This window comes from Psychroserpens sp. AS72 (assembly GCF_038900375.1).
Lineage (GTDB): Bacteria > Bacteroidota > Bacteroidia > Flavobacteriales > Flavobacteriaceae > Psychroserpens.
Window position 1 is genome coordinate 474393 of record NZ_JBBMRC010000003.1, and the last position, 17719, is coordinate 492111.

The 17719-nt window shown below is 32.0% G+C and carries 18 protein-coding genes; 17 read left to right on the plus strand and 1 reads right to left on the minus strand.

Translation table 11 applies throughout. From position 1 onward, the window contains the following. Positions 1-13: 13 nt before the first annotated feature. From WNY78_RS08280 to WNY78_RS08335, 12 genes are all read left to right on the plus strand, one after another. Positions 14-1045 carry a serine hydrolase domain-containing protein gene (locus WNY78_RS08280; RefSeq protein ID WP_342872732.1) on the plus strand — a complete coding sequence of 344 codons (1032 nt, stop codon included), beginning with the start codon at positions 14-16 and terminating at the stop codon, positions 1043-1045. A 1-nt stretch (position 1046) separates the two neighbouring features. Beyond that, entirely contained in the window at positions 1047-1775 is a 729-nt protein-coding gene (locus tag WNY78_RS08285) for an NAD(P)-binding oxidoreductase (RefSeq protein WP_342872733.1), read from the plus strand. A 608-nt stretch (positions 1776-2383) separates the two neighbouring features. After that, positions 2384-4168 (plus strand): helix-turn-helix domain-containing protein, encoded by a 1785-nt coding sequence (locus WNY78_RS08290; RefSeq protein WP_342872734.1) that lies wholly within the window; start codon positions 2384-2386, stop codon positions 4166-4168. 381 nt (positions 4169-4549) lie between these two features. Continuing rightward, on the plus strand, positions 4550-4711 hold the full coding sequence (locus WNY78_RS08295) for a hypothetical protein (protein ID WP_342872735.1): 162 nt from the start codon (positions 4550-4552) through the stop codon (positions 4709-4711). 96 nt (positions 4712-4807) lie between these two features. Then, positions 4808-5425 (plus strand): hypothetical protein, encoded by a 618-nt coding sequence (locus WNY78_RS08300; protein WP_342872736.1) that lies wholly within the window; start codon positions 4808-4810, stop codon positions 5423-5425. Between the two features lie 51 nt (positions 5426-5476). Beyond that, on the plus strand, positions 5477-6301 hold the full coding sequence (locus WNY78_RS08305; RefSeq protein ID WP_342872737.1) for an alpha/beta hydrolase-fold protein: 825 nt from the start codon (positions 5477-5479) through the stop codon (positions 6299-6301). A 232-nt stretch (positions 6302-6533) separates the two neighbouring features. Continuing rightward, on the plus strand, positions 6534-7220 hold the full coding sequence (locus tag WNY78_RS08310; RefSeq protein ID WP_342872738.1) for a DUF4386 domain-containing protein: 687 nt from the start codon (positions 6534-6536) through the stop codon (positions 7218-7220). 130 nt (positions 7221-7350) lie between these two features. Beyond that, positions 7351-8433: a tryptophan--tRNA ligase gene (gene trpS, locus WNY78_RS08315; protein ID WP_342872739.1), complete on the plus strand. Its 1083-nt coding sequence runs from the start codon at positions 7351-7353 to the stop codon at positions 8431-8433. A 224-nt stretch (positions 8434-8657) separates the two neighbouring features. Further along, positions 8658-9227, plus strand: a complete 570-nt coding sequence (locus WNY78_RS08320) for a hypothetical protein (RefSeq protein WP_342872740.1) — start codon at positions 8658-8660, stop codon at positions 9225-9227. A 163-nt stretch (positions 9228-9390) separates the two neighbouring features. Next, on the plus strand, positions 9391-10299 hold the full coding sequence (locus tag WNY78_RS08325) for a hypothetical protein (RefSeq protein WP_342872741.1): 909 nt from the start codon (positions 9391-9393) through the stop codon (positions 10297-10299). Between the two features lie 25 nt (positions 10300-10324). Continuing rightward, positions 10325-11110, plus strand: coding sequence for a CPBP family intramembrane glutamic endopeptidase (locus WNY78_RS08330; protein WP_342872742.1), 786 nt, complete (start codon positions 10325-10327; stop codon positions 11108-11110). Between the two features lie 77 nt (positions 11111-11187). Then, positions 11188-12120: an NAD(P)-dependent alcohol dehydrogenase gene (locus WNY78_RS08335; RefSeq protein ID WP_342872743.1), complete on the plus strand. Its 933-nt coding sequence runs from the start codon at positions 11188-11190 to the stop codon at positions 12118-12120. A 317-nt stretch (positions 12121-12437) separates the two neighbouring features. On the opposite strand, the gene WNY78_RS08340 is transcribed toward WNY78_RS08335, so the two are convergent. After that, positions 12438-12563, minus strand: coding sequence for a hypothetical protein (locus WNY78_RS08340; RefSeq protein WP_342872744.1), 126 nt, complete (start codon positions 12561-12563; stop codon positions 12438-12440). A 97-nt stretch (positions 12564-12660) separates the two neighbouring features. Between WNY78_RS08340 and WNY78_RS08345 the strand changes: the two genes are divergently transcribed. The 5 genes from WNY78_RS08345 (at position 12661) to WNY78_RS08365 (ending at position 17615) form a co-directional block, all read left to right on the plus strand. Further along, on the plus strand, positions 12661-13521 hold the full coding sequence (locus WNY78_RS08345; protein ID WP_342872745.1) for an alpha/beta hydrolase: 861 nt from the start codon (positions 12661-12663) through the stop codon (positions 13519-13521). Between the two features lies 1 nt (position 13522). Further along, complete coding sequence (locus WNY78_RS08350) at positions 13523-14473, plus strand: alpha/beta hydrolase (RefSeq protein ID WP_342872746.1); 951 nt, start codon at positions 13523-13525, stop codon at positions 14471-14473. Positions 14474-14589: 116 nt separating this feature from the next. Further along, positions 14590-15705: a nuclear transport factor 2 family protein gene (locus WNY78_RS08355; protein ID WP_342872747.1), complete on the plus strand. Its 1116-nt coding sequence runs from the start codon at positions 14590-14592 to the stop codon at positions 15703-15705. Positions 15706-15829: 124 nt separating this feature from the next. After that, positions 15830-16192 (plus strand): cupin domain-containing protein, encoded by a 363-nt coding sequence (locus tag WNY78_RS08360; protein ID WP_342872748.1) that lies wholly within the window; start codon positions 15830-15832, stop codon positions 16190-16192. A gap of 169 nt (positions 16193-16361) precedes the next feature. Then, positions 16362-17615 carry an alpha/beta hydrolase-fold protein gene (locus WNY78_RS08365; RefSeq protein WP_342872749.1) on the plus strand — a complete coding sequence of 418 codons (1254 nt, stop codon included), beginning with the start codon at positions 16362-16364 and terminating at the stop codon, positions 17613-17615. Positions 17616-17719: the final 104 nt, after the last annotated feature.

Here is a 17719-nt window from a genome sequence, read left to right on the forward strand (position 1 = left end):
TAAGCTAAAAACAATGAACAATAATCGAAAAAAACTAATTATTAGAATTGCACTGCTAGTCGGAACTATTGTGTCAATGTTTTTTGTACCATGGCTTTTGGTTAAAGCGTGGATACTTCCTTTACCGGAAACAATTCAAAAACAATTAGATGAAGCTATTGGTCATGGTTTTGATGGTATGATTGTTTATGTAGACCAAGCAGATCAACAACCTCAATATTATGCTTCTGGCAGGCATAATCGCGAAACCAAGACACCTGCTAAACCGGAAGCACTATTTAAGATTGCGAGTATTAGCAAGCTATATGACGCTGTTGCAGTTACAAAATTAGTAAGTCACGGGCGACTTTCGCTAGATAAAACTTTAGCAGAGTACTTACCTGAACTTAAAGGAGAGATCGAAAATGCAGAGAAAATAACTTTGAGGCAGATGATTCAGCATCGAAGTGGCATACCTAATTTTACAGACACACCTAAATTCTGGGAAGATCCCATAAAAACCTATGAAGAAAACTTAGCATTGATTGAAAGCAAGCCTGCCAACTTTGAACCTGGTGAGGATTATGAATATTGTAATACCAATTATCTTCTAATTAATAAAATAATGGGTGATGAACTAGGTTATGACAATTTTCAATTCATTCAGGAAGAAATTTTAAATCCTTTAAACCTGAAACATACGTTTAGCTCGCTAAGTGAAGTGAGTATCGACGATGTGATGAGTGGCTATCACGTTGGCTATCCGCATGATTTGAAGACCAACGATTATGGTATGCATGCCACAGCAGAAGACGTGGGTATTTTCCTGAGGGCATTGAACGATGGATCATTATTTACACCAGAAGAACAGGAAATATATACTTCTATTTATGAATATGAGCATTCTGGTTGGGTTCCTGGATACCAAAGTTTTGCAAAATATCACAAAGATCTTGATGCCGTTGTCATTGCATTTTATAGTACAACCGATCCTAAACTGTACAATTGGAACTTATCTGAAATTATAAACAATAGAATCGTAAAAATAATGAAAAACCAAAAATAAAATGACAGTATTAATTGTAGGTGCCAGTGGAGCAACAGGTAGCAAATTAGTTGAACAACTTTTAACTAAAGCATACAAAGTTAAAGTCATCGTAAGATCACCTGAAAAACTACCAGAATCGTGGAAAACGAATGATCATCTGCAAATCATCACTGCTAGTGTATTAGATTTAAGTGAAGTAGAGTTGAGTAATATTGTAAGTGATTGCAGTGCTGTGGCATCTTGTCTTGGTCATAATTTAACTTGGAAAGGCATTTATGGTCAACCTAGAAGATTAGTAACAGATGCTACGAAACGCTTTTGTGATGCCATAGAATCAAACAATGCTCACAGTCCAACAAAGTTTGTTTTAATGAACACAACTGGTAGTCGTAATCGTGATTTAAATGAACCTATTTCTTTTGCTCAAAAATGTGTCATCAGTTTACTTCGTTTAGTATTACCACCTGACGTAGATAATGAAAAAGCTGCAGATTATTTGCGAACTCAAATTGGTCAAAAAAACAAATCTATTGAATGGGTTGTAGTTCGACCAGATGGCTTAATTAATGAAGAGAAAGTTACCGATTATGAGATACATCGGTCGCCAACTAGAAGTGCCATTTTTGATGCGGGAAAAGTGAGTCAAATAAATGTTGCTCATTTTATGGCGAGTCTAATTAGTGATCTCAATTTATGGAATACTTGGAAAGGACAAATGCCTGTGATTTATTCTAAGTCTTCTTCTTAAAAAAAATGTCTAGATTCTAAATAGAACTAATTAAACTATTTCGAAAAGTAGTTAATAGCCCTGTAATAATTCTTTATTTAAGACACTAACCAATAAAACACCACTATTGATTAGTGATTTTTATAAATCATCCATTTTATCGTTTGCAGGAATAATCTTCAAATTAGGTCGAGCTTATACTAACTCGCAAGAAGAATTTGAAAAATTAAAAATCCCGGTATAGTCTTTAATTAGATATAAGGATACACAAGTCGATGCCACCGTAAATCAAAATGCGATACGAAATGCTCTAATTAAAGGAAACAACAAAGACTATAAGGTTGTACAGTTAGAAAATTTAAATCACCTTTTTCAAGAGTGCGAAACCGGTAAGATAGATGAATATGGAAACATTGAACAGACATTTTCACCAATAGCATTAAATGAAATATCGAGTTGGATTTTAGAGCATCTTAATTAATGGATAAAACATAATAGTTAAAAAGTTTCCTAGAGGATTCGACAATATGCCGTTTTACCTGTTCATAACTTTACTCAAATACCATTTTTATATTCTGTACAAGAGTTAATTGACTTATATTTATCTTTTATTTTAAGGATCGAAGAGTTTGATTGACCAAAAAGCCATAGCCGTACTTCCTTTCATCAATATGAGTAATGATATTGAAAACGAATATTTCTGTGATGGATTAACCGAAGAAATTATTAATGCGTTAGCAAAAATCAAACAACTTTCGGTGACTTCCCGAACCTCTTCATTTTATTTTAAGAGCAAGTCAGTAACAGCAAAGGAAATAAGAGAAAAATTAAAGGTAGCTACCTTTATTGAAGGTAGCATAAGAACATCAAAACATAATATGCGCATTACGGTGCAGATGATAGATACTTTAGAGGACTTTCATTTCTGGTCAGAAACCTTTGATAGAAATCCGGAAAATGTATTTGAAATTCAAGATGAAATTAGCCTTTTTATTGCTGAGAAACTCCGTGAACATATCGGTCATCTCGAAATAAAAGAAAAGCTAGTTGAGCCTGTTGATGTTGCAGTAGATGTTTACAGAGAATACCTGAAAGGGAGGTATTACATCATGAAGTTGGATTATAATAACTCCATAAAAGGTATCAATATTTTAAAGGAGGTCATTAATAAGTCACCAAATTTTTCAAATCCATATCTTGATATTAATTTAGCCTATGTTAATATGGGTACCATGGGGCTTTTACCCGCATTTGAAGCCTACCAAAAGGCTAGGCCTTATTTGTTAAAGGCATTAGAGCTAGACCCAAACTCATCAAGGTCACAATTGAATTTGGCTTGGATAGAATGCTGGCAAAACTGGAATCTTAAGAAAGCTTACGAACATGCCAATAAGGCTTTGGAGATGCAACAAGCAGACGATATTTACTTAACCATTTCTAATTTTTTGACCGTTGAAGGAAAATTAGATGCGGCACTTAATTATCTTGACAAATCCTTACAATTAGATCCTTATGCCGCTATAAATCATCATTACAAGGGTTTCTTATACTACTTGAAAGAAGATTATAAAACTGCGATACCTTATCTAAAAAAGGCATTAGATTTAGACCCAAAGTTACCCTTTCCACCAATTTATATAGGGATTTGTTTATTAATGTCAGGCAAACCAAATGAAGCTTTAACATATTTCGGTTCACTTGAAGGCGTTTCTGTGAAAGACCTCACCAAATTAGGAGGTGAAACCATGTGCTATGCAAAACTCAATGAAACGGAAAAGTGTAATGATGGATTAAAAGAATTAGAGACGTATTTAAATACTGATCTTGTAGATAAGGCATTTACGTTTTTGATATTAGTAAATGCCTTGTTAGGTAATAACGAAAAGGTAATTGATTTAATAACTCAAGCATACAATAATCGTTTGCCCGTAATTTTATTACTTAATCCATCACCAATTCTTAAACCTGTTAAAAATCACAAAAGGTTTAAAGACATCATGCTAAAAGCCATTCCAGATAATTTAAATTATAAACAGAAAAAGAAGTATAAACAGGCTTTACTAGATTCCAACGAAATCAAAAAGTACAGCAAAGAACTAGAGCAAATAATGATAGACTACAAACTGTATTTAAATCCAGACCTATCCTTAAAAGATTTAGCTTCTTACTTGGAACTTCCTGCGAACTATGTATCCCAGTTATTAAACTTGGGGTTTCAAAAAAACTTCTCGGAATATGTTAATACCTATAGAATTAACGAATTTAAAGAGCGGATTCTTCTAGAGAAAAACAAGGGTTTAACCTTAATGGCTGTAGCGTATGATAGTGGTTTTAACTCTAAAACAGTGTTCAATACCTTTTTCAAAAAAATAGAAGGGATTACACCAAATACTTACCTTAAGAGTAATAGTTAGTTCTGATTAAAAAAATAGAACCTCCTTTTATAAGCTACAATTAGTTTTACTTCATCAAATTAGTAACAGTAAGAGATTACTTGATTTATACTTAGGCAATATTTCAAAATTCGTCATAATCTATAGTCTTGCTTCATAATTTATAGTCTTGCGCTAAACTTAATAACTCTTGCTTCATAACTGTTTACTGTTGCTTCAAGGTTCATGGCATCTTTGTACCATCAAATCGGAACAGTTATTCTAAAAATTCAAAATCATTTCAAAATCAATTAATTAGAATGCTGTTTGCCAATTAAAAGATTTAGTTCTGGTTTTTAAAGTAGAACTTTTTAGTTGCGAAGTCTATTTAATTTTATCAAAAATCTAATAATTATAACAAAAATGAAAATTAAAAAAAGTGGAAAGGGCCTAAAATTAGGAATAGGGATTATACTAGGCACTATAGTTGGCTACTTGACCTCAAATATGCAATTGTGGTTTGTTTTAGGGATTGCCATAGGTTCAGCATTAGAATATGGTGCCAAAAAAAATCATAAAAAATAAAAATCACTCATTACACATTCCACTTTTTTTTAAGCATTTGCTATTAATGCTTGTAACATCAAAAACAAAAATCAAAAAATCAAAAAGCGAACAATCATGAAATCAATTAAAATGAAAACAATCAAAAAACAAATCGGATTAAAAATGGCTTGTGTAGCCTTTGCATTAGTGTCAAATATAACATATGCACAAAACGCAGATTCTAAAACAACAACACAGCGAGATGGCTTTATTATTGAATTTTCAGTAGGTGGAGGTCTAATCAGTTTAGAAGATAGTGAAGGTATTCAAACGTTCGACACATCTCAAGGAACGTTTGTTTTTCCAGATGTAAAGTTGGGCTATATGTTGAATGAAAATCTTGCCATTACTGCCGCTATGCCAGGAAACATATACGAATTTCAAGATAATGACAGGAACTTTGGAGGCTTTATTCCATCGCTACAATATTGGGTAAAAGACAACTGGTGGATTCATGGCGGAATTGGTTTAGCAATAGATTCGCCGGCACTATATGATATTAAAGACAATCTAAATGACGATTGGAATTTTGGTTGTGCAGTAATGGCAAGTACAGGTTACGAAATTTACAAAAAGAAAAACTTCGCACTTAATGTGCAATCTAAATTAGTACTTGGTCGTGCGTTTTTAGATGGTGACGCACATAGAGATGCAGTAATTTTTAATGTAGGGTTAGGGTTTAGTTGGTTATAAAAATTTATCTATTACATATATTCTATTGTTACCAAACATATAAAGCAAACTATGAAAAATTTGACATTTGTAATTTTATATATTCTTCTTTCAGGAGTACAAACCACATTTGGACAGAATGAAACAGATATTATAATAGGAAGTAAGTTCATTATTAAATCTAATATTTTAGATGAAGAAAGAACCTGTTTAATAAGTCTTCCTGATTCATACAATAATTCATCTGAAGTTGATAAAAAATATCCAGTTATCATATTATTGGATGGATATACTCATTTTAAAACAGCATCTGGAATAGTACATTTTATGAGTTCTAATAGGAATCGAAACAATTTAATGCCTGAAAGTATTATTATAGCCATAGAGAATGTTGACCGAGAACGAGATTTTACAGTTACAAAAATTAAGACCAAACGACCGAATAATATGGGAGGTGGAAGGATTTTTTTGAATTTCATTGAGAAAGAACTAGTACCTTATATTGATAAAAAGTATAAGACAGAACCGTTTAGAACTCTTGTTGGGCACTCTTTAGGAGGACTACTTACACTAAATTCCTATATGGATGAAAATAGCGTATTCAATGCTTACATTTCTATAGACCCAAGTATTTGGTGGAATGAGGAGATGATAAAAAACAAAGTTGATTCTATTTCCTCAATATCATTAGATAAAAAACTTTATATCGCTACTGCCAATCAAGGAGAGGCTAATTACGAAAGGAATAAACAAAGACACGACTCTCTTTATACTTTAATGACAAAGAAATCGGATAAACCTCTAAATATCGAAATAGAATATTTTGAAAAAGAAAACCATCGCTCTGTACCATTAGTAGCTTTATACGAAGGGTTAAAATATATTAATCAAGAGTAATGATTTCGAAGCTGGTAATATCAACAAATACGTTTGGTAACACCGTATATAATTTATTGCTGGCTTTTTGCCTATTTGCGAAAGTCCTTGCGGACTTTCTTGGTCGGTAATTAGATGCTTAAAACACGTAACAAACCATATACTAACACGTTGTGTGCCATTTGGGCAAAACTGTAACAATTACTCTTTTACAGAGTCAGAATTAGTATAAAATAATAAAAATAAATCATCTATGATTGCAAATACAGAACAAAAAAGATTAATTAAGACAGCTAGAATAACTGGCTTATGGTATTTAATGATGGCTATTACAGGAATTCTAGGGTTTATGGTCTTTCATTCTCAAATATTTGTGTCTGGTAATCCTGAACAAACGCTAACAAATTTAGTAGAATTAGAATCTACAGCAAGAATTAGGTTGCTATTAGAATTTGGTATAGTAATTTCTCAGTCACTTACCGCAGTTTGGTTTTTCAAATTATTTAAAGATAATTATGAATGGGAAGCTTGGACTCTAGGTATATGGGGAATGGTAAATGCTTTAGCCATTATGATAAGTGCAATTTCAATCGCCTCAGCAATAGGTATTGCAAATTCTGAAATAAGTGCTATGGATGACAAAGTTTTACTAATTCAGGTTTTTCAAAATATTATTTCGAATGCTTGGGGTATTGGTGGCCTATTTTTCGGGTTATGGCTATTTCCAATGGGATACATAGTTATCAAATCTAAAAGGTTACCTGTCTGGTTAGGAAGAATAATTATTTTGGGTGGTATAGGCTATCTAATTTCTACAGTTATACACTACGCAGGAATTGATTTTAGCTTCAATAGATTTCTTACTCTACCTGCAACCATTGGAGAATTTTGGATGATAGGTTATTTACTAATTTTTGGCATAAGACCTAGCTATAAGTAATTGCTTTTCTCTCCTACTTCTGAAAATCCTCACGGATTTCAGTTTGGTTTATACTTGCAACGTTAAGTGCTTATCCATGAAACTACTCATAGCCGAGATCGTTGTGGGTAATGAGAAAAATTGAACTTACTTGAATAAAATTGAACAAAAAATGATAAATAAAAGTTTTGAAAAAGCAAAAGAACAAAGCAAATTATTAGAAAATGATTTGTATAAAAATCCTCAAAAGTACCGTGTATTAACGGGAGATAGACCTACAGGTAATTTACATCTTGGACACTATTTTGGCTCAATAATAAACCGATTAAAATTACAAAGCTTAGGAATTGAGACTTATATTTTAATTGCTGATTATCAAGTGTTGACAGATAGAAATGTTTTTAATGAAATTTCAAAATTCACATATGAACTAACTTTGGACTATTTAGCCTGTGGATTAGACCCTGAAAATTATAAAACTCATATTTTTCCACATAGTCATATTCCTGAATTAAATCAACTAACTATTCCATTTCTGACATTAGTTTCCAGTTCAGAATTAAACAAAAATCCAACTGTTAAAGAAGAAATTACTGCTTCAGGACTGAGTAATATTAATGCAGGAATGTATATCTATCCAGTTCATCAAGCTGCTGATATTTTGTTTTGTAAAAGTAATGTGGTTCCTGTTGGAAAAGATCAATTACCTCATATAGAATTAACTCGGAAAATTGCAAAGCGCTTTAATACCAAATTCAATAAAAATATTTTTACAGAACCAGTTGCATTTTTTACTGATACCCCTATTATTCTTGGGTTAGACGGTATTCAAAAAATGAGTAAAAGTCGCAACAATTCAATTATGATAAAGTCAACCGCTGACGAAACAGTAAAACTAATAAAATCTGCCAAAACTGATTCAAGTCGTTACATATCTTACGACCCCGAAAACAGACCAGAGGTTTCCAACTTACTTAAGTTAGCTTCCTTATGTTCAGATAAAAGTCCAACAGATATTGCTGATAAAATTGGTGACCAAGGTTCAGGAAAACTTAAACAGCTAACAGAAGAAGCCATAAACACATATTTTGAGCCTATTAGAAAAAAAAGAATAGAGCTTGAAAAAAATAAAGATTATGTCAGGGATATTTTGCTTAAAGGTATAAGTAAAGCGAGAGAAACAGCTATTGGAACGTTGAGTGAAGTCACTGAGGCAATGAATATGAAAATATAATAGCACTACATCCAGCAAAGAATTGAAATCAGACTCGATATAATCTTTTTATTTTGAAAGAATAGATTTGATTTTAAATGGAATCTCGAAGAACAAATTAAGCGAACGGAAGCATTTCAAAAAAACAAAATAACTAAAACTATTATTTAATTCTACTTTTTCATGAAGGTAAACTTCATACAAATATCAATCAATAATCATCATTAATCAAAAAAAACATCATCATGAAAAAAACTTTAATTACTTTGACTTTGTGCGGACTAACATTAATCGCCAAAGCTCAAAACACTAGTGTAGAAAAATCAACATTCGGATTACAAACTGGAGTTCTAGGAATCTGGGCATATAATGAAGCAAAACTATCAAATACCGTAGCACTGAGAACAGAAATTGGTTTTGATTTTGGTATATGGGAAACTACTTTTTACGATGATTATGATTCTCCATTTCTACTAACACCTGTTATAGTTGTTGAACCAAGATTTTATTATAACCTCGAAAAACGTTCAAAAAACTCAAAAAGAATTGATGGGAATAGTGGCAACTTTATTGCTTTAAAAATGGGTTATCATCCAGATTGGTTTGTCTTATTCAATACTGACAATGCTCCTATTGTAAGTGATTTTTCTATTATACCCACTTGGGGAATTAGAAGAAACATAGGCAAACATTTTAATTATGAAGCAGGTCTTGGTACAGGGTTTAGTTACACATTTGCTAAACGTGCTGGTTATTTAAAGAACAAAAGTGAAATGGAATTAAATATGCACTTGCGTATAGGATATAGGTTTTAGCAAAAACAATAATAATTTGACGAAACCTGTCCAAGCTTAACGCCAAATGGAAAATATTTCTTTTTTCATAGGAGCTACGAATCTAATAAAGCTGATAGCAATTGTGTTGACGCCAATGTGATTAAAAGGATAAAACAAAAACAGTAATAATTGAAATATCAAAATGGAAAAGACCTTCATAACACTACTAATCGCTGGACTACTTTCGTTGCAATCTTGTGATGCAAAAAAACAACAAACTAAAGATAATAATACTCCTTCTATAAAAAATCAATATCTGGGACAAAAACCACCTGGATTAACGCCTATACCATTTGCTCCAGGTCTTGTGTCTACAGATTTGTATGAAGTCAATAGTGCATTCACCCCAGATATGAAAGCGTTTTATTTTATTAGAAGAAGAGAAGAAAATAAAAAATCAGCTTTTTATGAATACAAATACAATGAAACCAATGAAAAATGGGAAAAATCAGAAATAGCATCTCCATGGATAGGAAGACCCGTAATATCGCCAGATGGACAAACCATGCATTTAGGTGACAACTATTTAAAAAGAACGGAATCTGGATGGTCTGAATTACAAAAACTAGAACCTCCTACTGTAAGTAATGATTCTATGTATATTATGCGCCTTTCATCGTCTACAAATGGTACGTATTATTTTGACACCTATAAAGAGAATGATTCAACGTTTCCAATTCGCTATTCGCGTTTAATAGATGGAAAGCATGAAGAACCTATCGCTTTGCCTAAGGAAATAAACACTGGCACTTTTTTAAGCCATCCGTTTATAGCTCCAGATGAGTCATATTTATTATTTGATGCTAAAAGGGAAAATGGTTTTGGAGATTCAGATATTTACATCAGTTTTAAACAAAAAGATGACACTTGGGGTGATGGAATTAATTTGGGATATAAAATAAACACCAACGCTTGGGAAGCTTCTGCTAGTATAACACCAGACGGTAAATACCTTTTCTTTAGTAGAAATGTAGGATCAGATGATTTTGAAAATGTAGATATATTTTGGGTAGATGCTCAAATCATTGAATCAATAAGACCTAAGAACTAAATCATTAATAAAGTCCTAAATCAAAATGGAGACAAATAATTTCAATCGGATTAAAACTGCATCTGTCATAGTTGCTTTATTTATAATAGGTACGCTTCTAAACATTCCTTTTAGTAGAGAATTAAAACGATTAAAAATTGAAGTTGGTAATACTGAGGTACAATTATCAGATCAGTTAACTACTGATATCATACAAACAGGAATTTATGGCCTTATTTTAGGTGTGATTTTAGTTATTGCTGGCTTATGGTTATCACAAAGAGCTCATTTGGGAGCACCAGTAATCGAACGTTTCTTTTCAAATCAAAAAAACAGAACGCAAAATCGTTTTTTTAAAAAGCTATTGTATCCTGTAGTTCTTAGTGTAGTTTTAGCTTTGGTAATACTTTTGGTTCATAAATTAATTAGAGATTACTTTCCTGTAGCAGGTATTATTGAAAGACCTTCCAAACTGTTTTATGCTATTGTGTCTTTTTCAGCAGGAATTACGGAAGAAATTATGTTCCGCTTAGGATTAATGTCTCTAATTGTAGTAGTAATTCAGCGTTTCAAAAAAGAAACAAATCCGTCAGCAAGCGTGGTTTGGGTGAGTATAATTATTACGGCATTGTGTTTTGGTTTAATGCATTTACCGCTATCAAAAAACTTTTCAAATCTCACTTTGGTAACTGTAAGTTCTACCATGATAGGTAATCTTATTACAGGGTCTTTCTTTGGTTGGGTGTATTGGAAACGTGGTTTACTGGTAGCAATAATTGTTCATATTGTTTGGGATTTGGTTTTTCATGTAGTTGGCTCACCCTATTTGTAAAAAACCTTGTTCCAATTTCCAAACGCGAACTTTAGAACTTTATAAGTTAACCAACTTTGCTGTTAACAAAAAAAATTATGAAAGCAATAGAATGTCTAAAATATGGCGATGTAGATAATCTGGTGCTAAGTCAGGTTAAAAAGCCAACACCCAAAGCTAATGAAGTTCTTATAAAGATTCGCGCAACCTCGGTAACCACAAGCGATGTTCTTATTCGAAGGATGGATGAATCTTTTGTTCCTAAACTTATACTCCAACTCATATTTGGATTTGGACGTCCAAGAAATCTTATCTTGGGGATGGTATCAGCTGGAATTCTTGAGGCTAAAGGCAGAGATGTAACATTGTTTGAAATTGGGGATGAGGTTTTTGCCTATGGTGCCATATCACCTACCAAACACCGTTTTGGTTCTTATGCAGAATATATTTGTTTACCGGAAGATTGGAATCTAGCCCTAAAACCTGTAAATCTTAGTTTTGAGGAAGCTGCAGCAATACCTTATGGTGGCTTGCTTGCTTCTCATTTATTAAAAAAGACGAGTATAAACAAAGGCGACAAAATTTTAATTTATGGAGCGTCAGGAAGTATAGGTACAATGGCGATACAATTGGCGAAGCTTAGGGGAGCTCATGTTACAAGTGTTTGCAGTGGTAGAAATTTCGAATTGGTAAAGTCTTTAGGTAGTGATAGGATGATAGACTACACGATAGAAAATGCTGAAACAAAATTAGAAACGTACAAATATGTCCTTGATGCTGTAGGCCATTCGAAATCATCGATACTAAAAGAAAAGAGCAAAAAAGCATTGACTTCGAGCGGCAAATATATATCCATAGATCATGGCACTCCATCAACTCCAAAAGAAGTTTTTTTTAATTTAAAAAGCTTAGCAGAACAAGAGAAACTTAGACCTGTTATTGATAGAATATATTCTTTAGAAGAAATGGCCGAAGCTCATAAATATGTGGAGATGGGTCATAAAATAGGAAATGTGGTCATCACTATTTAGCTGGCTATGGATTTTCTAAATTTATAAATCATCAACTCGTGCTGAGCCCAGTCGAAGCATAAAAAAACGAACAGTGTATTTTTATCAAATCAAAAAAAGGAAAAGAAAAGAATTAACCAAGTGAAAATAGTAAAAGGACGAAAATTAAACAGAGAGACTTTGGATTCTTTTAATGAAAAGGCAAAAAAATAGAAAGAATCTAATTGCTACTGCACTAAGGTATTTGGAAAACTTAATCATTAAAAAATAAACAACTGCCAAAAATGGATATAAATCAGAAAAATTAAAATTAGATTTAATAGAAAGGCTTATTTGCATCATAATTTATACAACTGCGTCATAATTTTCAATCTATCATCAAACTTTATACTTAAGGCTGCATAAGGGTTTGGAAACGCATTGCTTCTTGATGGATCTTTGTTGAAGTAAAAAAAGTGTGCCATTAACAATAAAAATTAAAGTGTAATAAATACCAATCATCGCTCGTCATAACATTCAAAATACATCAATCATAATCATCAATCAAAAAACGAACAGTATATGTTTTTCAAATCAAAAAAAGGAAAATACAAAATCTTATCCCTTTACAACCAGAAGTTAAATAAGCTAAATATTGAATATTCCGAAAAAACTTTAGAAACAAAGTTTGGAGTCACTAATGTTATCATTACTGGCGATACTAAAAACCCTCCTTTAGTGCTGATTCACGGCACAGGAGGTTGTGCTCCATTAATTTTAGAATCATTTCCGAATTTATCTTTAAAATATTGTGTCTATGCAATTGATGTCTTAGCGCAGCCCAATAAAAGTGCTGAAAACAGATTAGATATGAAGTCCTTAGATTATGGACAATGGTTAACGGAAGTCATAATTTTACTAGGACTAAACGAAATTACTTTAGTAGGATTTTCATTTGGAGGTTTTATCTCTCTAAAGACTTTAGAGTTTAACCAAAGACTCATAAAACACGTTTTTTTAATAGCGCCAGTTTACATCGTAAATGGTAACCCTCTTGTAGGCTTATTTAAGATGTTTATTCCTTTAAAGAAATTTATAAAAACGGGTAATGATAACTATCTAAAAAAAGTAATAAAAGTTCTTTTTAGTGAAGCTGATGATTTTGCCATCCAGTTTATGGGAACCACTTTTCAAAATTGTAATATGGACTTTTCACCATTACCTGTAATAGCTAAAAAATCTGCTCAACAAATTGAAACACCTATTACTATTTTCGCCTGTGAAAACGATATTATGTTTCCCGGTAGAAAATTGATTAAAAGAGCCAAACGAATATTTTCTTCTATTGAAGACGTTGTTTTGATTGAAAATGCTAAACACGTACCAAATTCAAAAGGTTTTAAAAAAATAGAGGATTTAATTATTGATAAAAACGGATACTAAAATGATAGCAGAAATAAAATCTTTAGAATTCCCTAGTCCTAATATAATTTCAATAAATGGAATTGAGTTAGAAGTATTTGAAGCAGGTAAAGAAAATATGGGCAATCCAATTGTACTTTGTCATGGTTTTCCCGAACATGCTTTTTCATGGCGTTATCAAATCCCAGCGCTTGCTAAAGCTGGTTATCATGTCATTGTTCCAAATCAAAGAGGGTATGGCAATTCATCATGCCCTAAAGAAGTAACAGCATATGACATCACCCATTTAACAGGTGATTTGGTGGCTTTACTTGATTATTACAACTACAAAGATGCTGTTTTTGTGGGTCATGATTGGGGCGCAAATGTAGTTTGGAACCTTGCACTTTTGCATCCAGAGCGTGTCAATAAAATTATAAATCTTGCATTGCCTTATCAAGAACGCGGCGAAAAACCATGGTTACGGGTTATGGAGCAGTATTTTGGTGATGATTTTTACTTTGTCCATTTTAACAAACAACCAGGTATAGCAGATGCTGTATTAGAGCAAAATACAGAGAACTTCTTTCGTAATTTATTTCGTAAGAATGTACCTCTTGCACCACCAGAACCAGGAATGTTAATGATGAATCTTGCAAAAGAAGAAAAACCCCTTGGTGATCCTATTATGAACGACGTTGATTTGTCTGTATTTGTAACGGCCTTTAAAAATTCTGGGTTTAATGGAGCGATTAATTGGTATAGAAACCTCGATCTAAACTGGCACATATTAGCAGATATAGACCCAATTATCAACCAGCCTACACTTATGATCTATGGTAATCTAGATATGATACCAAAATTTGAAAGGTTACAGGATTTTGTTCCGAATTTAGATGTGATTAGTTTAGATTGTGGCCATCACATTCAACAGGAATTACCACAAGAAACAAATGAATCGATTTTAAAATGGTTGGCAAAATTTAATGGTTAAAAAAGAAATGGAAACAAGAAAGGTAATTAATAGAGAAGGAGCAGAATTTGTCGGAGACTATAGACAAGCCTTAATTTTTGAATCAATTTATTAACAATTACAAACAATACATACTTATGAAAAAAATATTTTTAATAATCGGCTTTATAAGCCTTAGTACTTCAATTTTTGCACAAACTGAAGTATCCAAAATAGAAAACACACTTCTAAACTATATAAACGGTACCTCTTACAACAAATCTAAGCTCATAGAAAAGGCGTTTTACCCAAATGCTAATCTGTATTTAGAAAAAAAGGACAAAACACTTTGGACTGTACCAGCTAAAGAGTACGCAAGTTGGTATAAAAACAAAAAAGAAGGAGAATTTACAGGAAGAATAGGTAACATTTTATCAATAGATAATTTTGAAGGTGTTGCTACTGAAAAAGCAGAAATTATTATCCCTACGAGTGGTGTGAGATACATTGATTTGTTTCTTTTAAAAAAAATAGAGAACGAATGGAAAATTATTAGCAAAACTGCTAGCAATAAAAAAAGTAATCAAAATGGTGATAAAATATTATTTATAGTATCAAATACTTCATACCATGGAGCATCTAAACTTCCAACTGGAAATAGCTTTTCTGAAATTGTCAATGCATATGACACATTTAAAAAAGCTGGATTTACTGTGGATTTCGTTAGTCCTAATGGAGGTAGTATTCCATTGGCTTATATTAATACATCTGACTCACTCCAAAAAAATCTGCTTTATAATGAAGATTTTATGTATGCTTTAAAACACACCAAAAAACCTAAAGAAATTATTGCAAAAAACTATAAAGCAGTTCATTATATCGGAGGTGGAAGTGCAGTGTATGATGTGCCTACGAATAAAGAAATTCAAAAAATAACAATGACCATTTTTGAAAAGTATAATGGTATTGTCTCTTCAGTATGTCATGGAACAGCTGGTATTGTTAATTTAAAGACAAAAGATGGCAAGTACTTGGTAAATGGAAAAATAATTAGTGGATATCCAGAAGCTTATGAAAAAGAGGATGCCGAATATTTTAAGCAATTCCCTTTTTTAATCCAAAAGACCATAGAAGAAAGAGGTGGAATTTTTAAATACTCTCCTAGAAACTCTGTACATGTTGAGGTACAAGGAAATGTAATAACAGGTCAAAATTATTTATCATCTAAATATGTTGCATTAAAAATAATTGAAAATTTAAATACCAGAAAATAAGTCTATAAATGCAAACTGTGATTTAGTATTAGTTAATTATAAAAAAATGCTAGAATTAACTCCAAACAATTCTAACCCTCTGAAAATGATTAAAAAAATATAAACTGACGACAACAGTTATATTATGAATATAAACGATCAACTTAAAACCATAAAAGACTATTATTCTCCTAAAATAATAGGTGAAGTAAATGATGTCTATATAAAACTGGTGAAAATTAAGGGCGATAAAGTGCCTCGGCATAACCATAAAGATGAAGACGAATCATTTTATGTCCTTAATAAAGGAAAGCTTCTTTTTGAAATTGAAAATAAAGAGCCTTTTACAATGAAAAAGGGAGATATGTTTATTGTAAAAAAGGGAATTAATCATAAAGTCAGTTCTAAAAAGGAATGCCATTTAATGCTTATTGAAAATAAATCAGCTTTGCATACAGGAAATGTAATCCATGAGATTACAAAATCTATTAAAAATCAAATGGATTGATTTTTTAGTTTGTTTGGGATTACATTATACTGAAACACTAGTTCAATCAGAATTTCAATTTAGGGTAGATCTGAGGTATGCTATTTTAGCATATATAGCAGTAGAACTTTAGCCATCAATTAAAAATACAAATAATAATTAATAATTAATAATTAATAAAAATAATAAAATGAAAAAACGATTAAAAATAGCATTGACAATAGGACTCATTATTGTTTTTCAAGAAATATCGGCACAATCGAAGTTGAATCAATCGAGTGAATTTCAAACAGAAATTATTGATTCTGTTTATTCAGAGGTATTCAAAGAATATCGAAAGTTTTGGGTTAAACTCCCTGATAATTATAACCCAAATAGTAGTGTAAAATATCCTGTTGTTTATTTGTTAGATGGATTTTCTCTGAGAGAAAATTTAGAAGCAGTTTATGATAATTATTGGGGACATTATTTGCCTCATATGATTCTAATTGGAATTTCTAACAAAACTAACAGGATACGGGACTTAACTACTTCTCAGATTAAAATGAGGCGTGGACAAGCAATGAATAAAGAAACTGGTGGTGCGGAAAACTTCACCCAAAGTATTGAAAAAGAACTAATCCCATACATTGACAATAAATATCCAACCACGGCCTATCGTACCTTAATTGGGCATTCTTATGCCGGTTTGTTTACGGTAAATATGTTGGTTAATCATAAACACATCTTTCAAAACTATATAGCCATAGATCCAAGTTTGGATTGGGACGACCAAAAATTATTGAAGGAGGCAAAAGAAAAGCTGAGTTCAGAAAGTTATAAAGGTAAATCTCTTTATGTGTCTTTAGCAGCAGAACAGCTACACATGTGGGATGAAGAAATAACCATGGAGAATGTTATGGACGACTCTTCAGAATTCACTTTGTTTGCACGTTCAATCGTTGACTTTTCAACTTTTGCGACCTCTCAAAAACAGAGTGGATTAAATTTCTCATGGAAGGTGTACAATGAAGATTTACATGGTACTGTTCCGCTCCCAACGATGAGAGATGGATTGATTTTTCTTTTTAAATGGTACCAGTTTAAATCTCCGCAAAAATATAATAATCCTGAAACGACAGTAGATGAACTTGTTAAGCTATTGGAAAAACAAGAAGAAATCTATTCAACGCATTTCGGTTATCCCTTCCCTCCAATGATTGAGGAAATCTTTAGTGGCTATGGCTATATGAATTTACAAATGGGGCAACCTGAAAAGGCATTAATGTTCTTCAAATTGAATATTGATTATTATCCCAACAGCGCAAGTGCCTATAATTCAATGGCAGATTATTATGAAGCTCAAAATGATATAACTAATGCACTAAGGTTTGTGCAAAAAGCTGCTGAATTAAGTAATAACGAATACTATAAAAACAGAATTCAAGAACTAAAAAACAAATAACAAAGGCTAACATTTTGTATCAGTAATGCCAAAGTAGAAGTCTTATAAGAAACTACCAAGCAATCTGCCACTAAACATACAATTTATCGTTAGCACTTATTTGA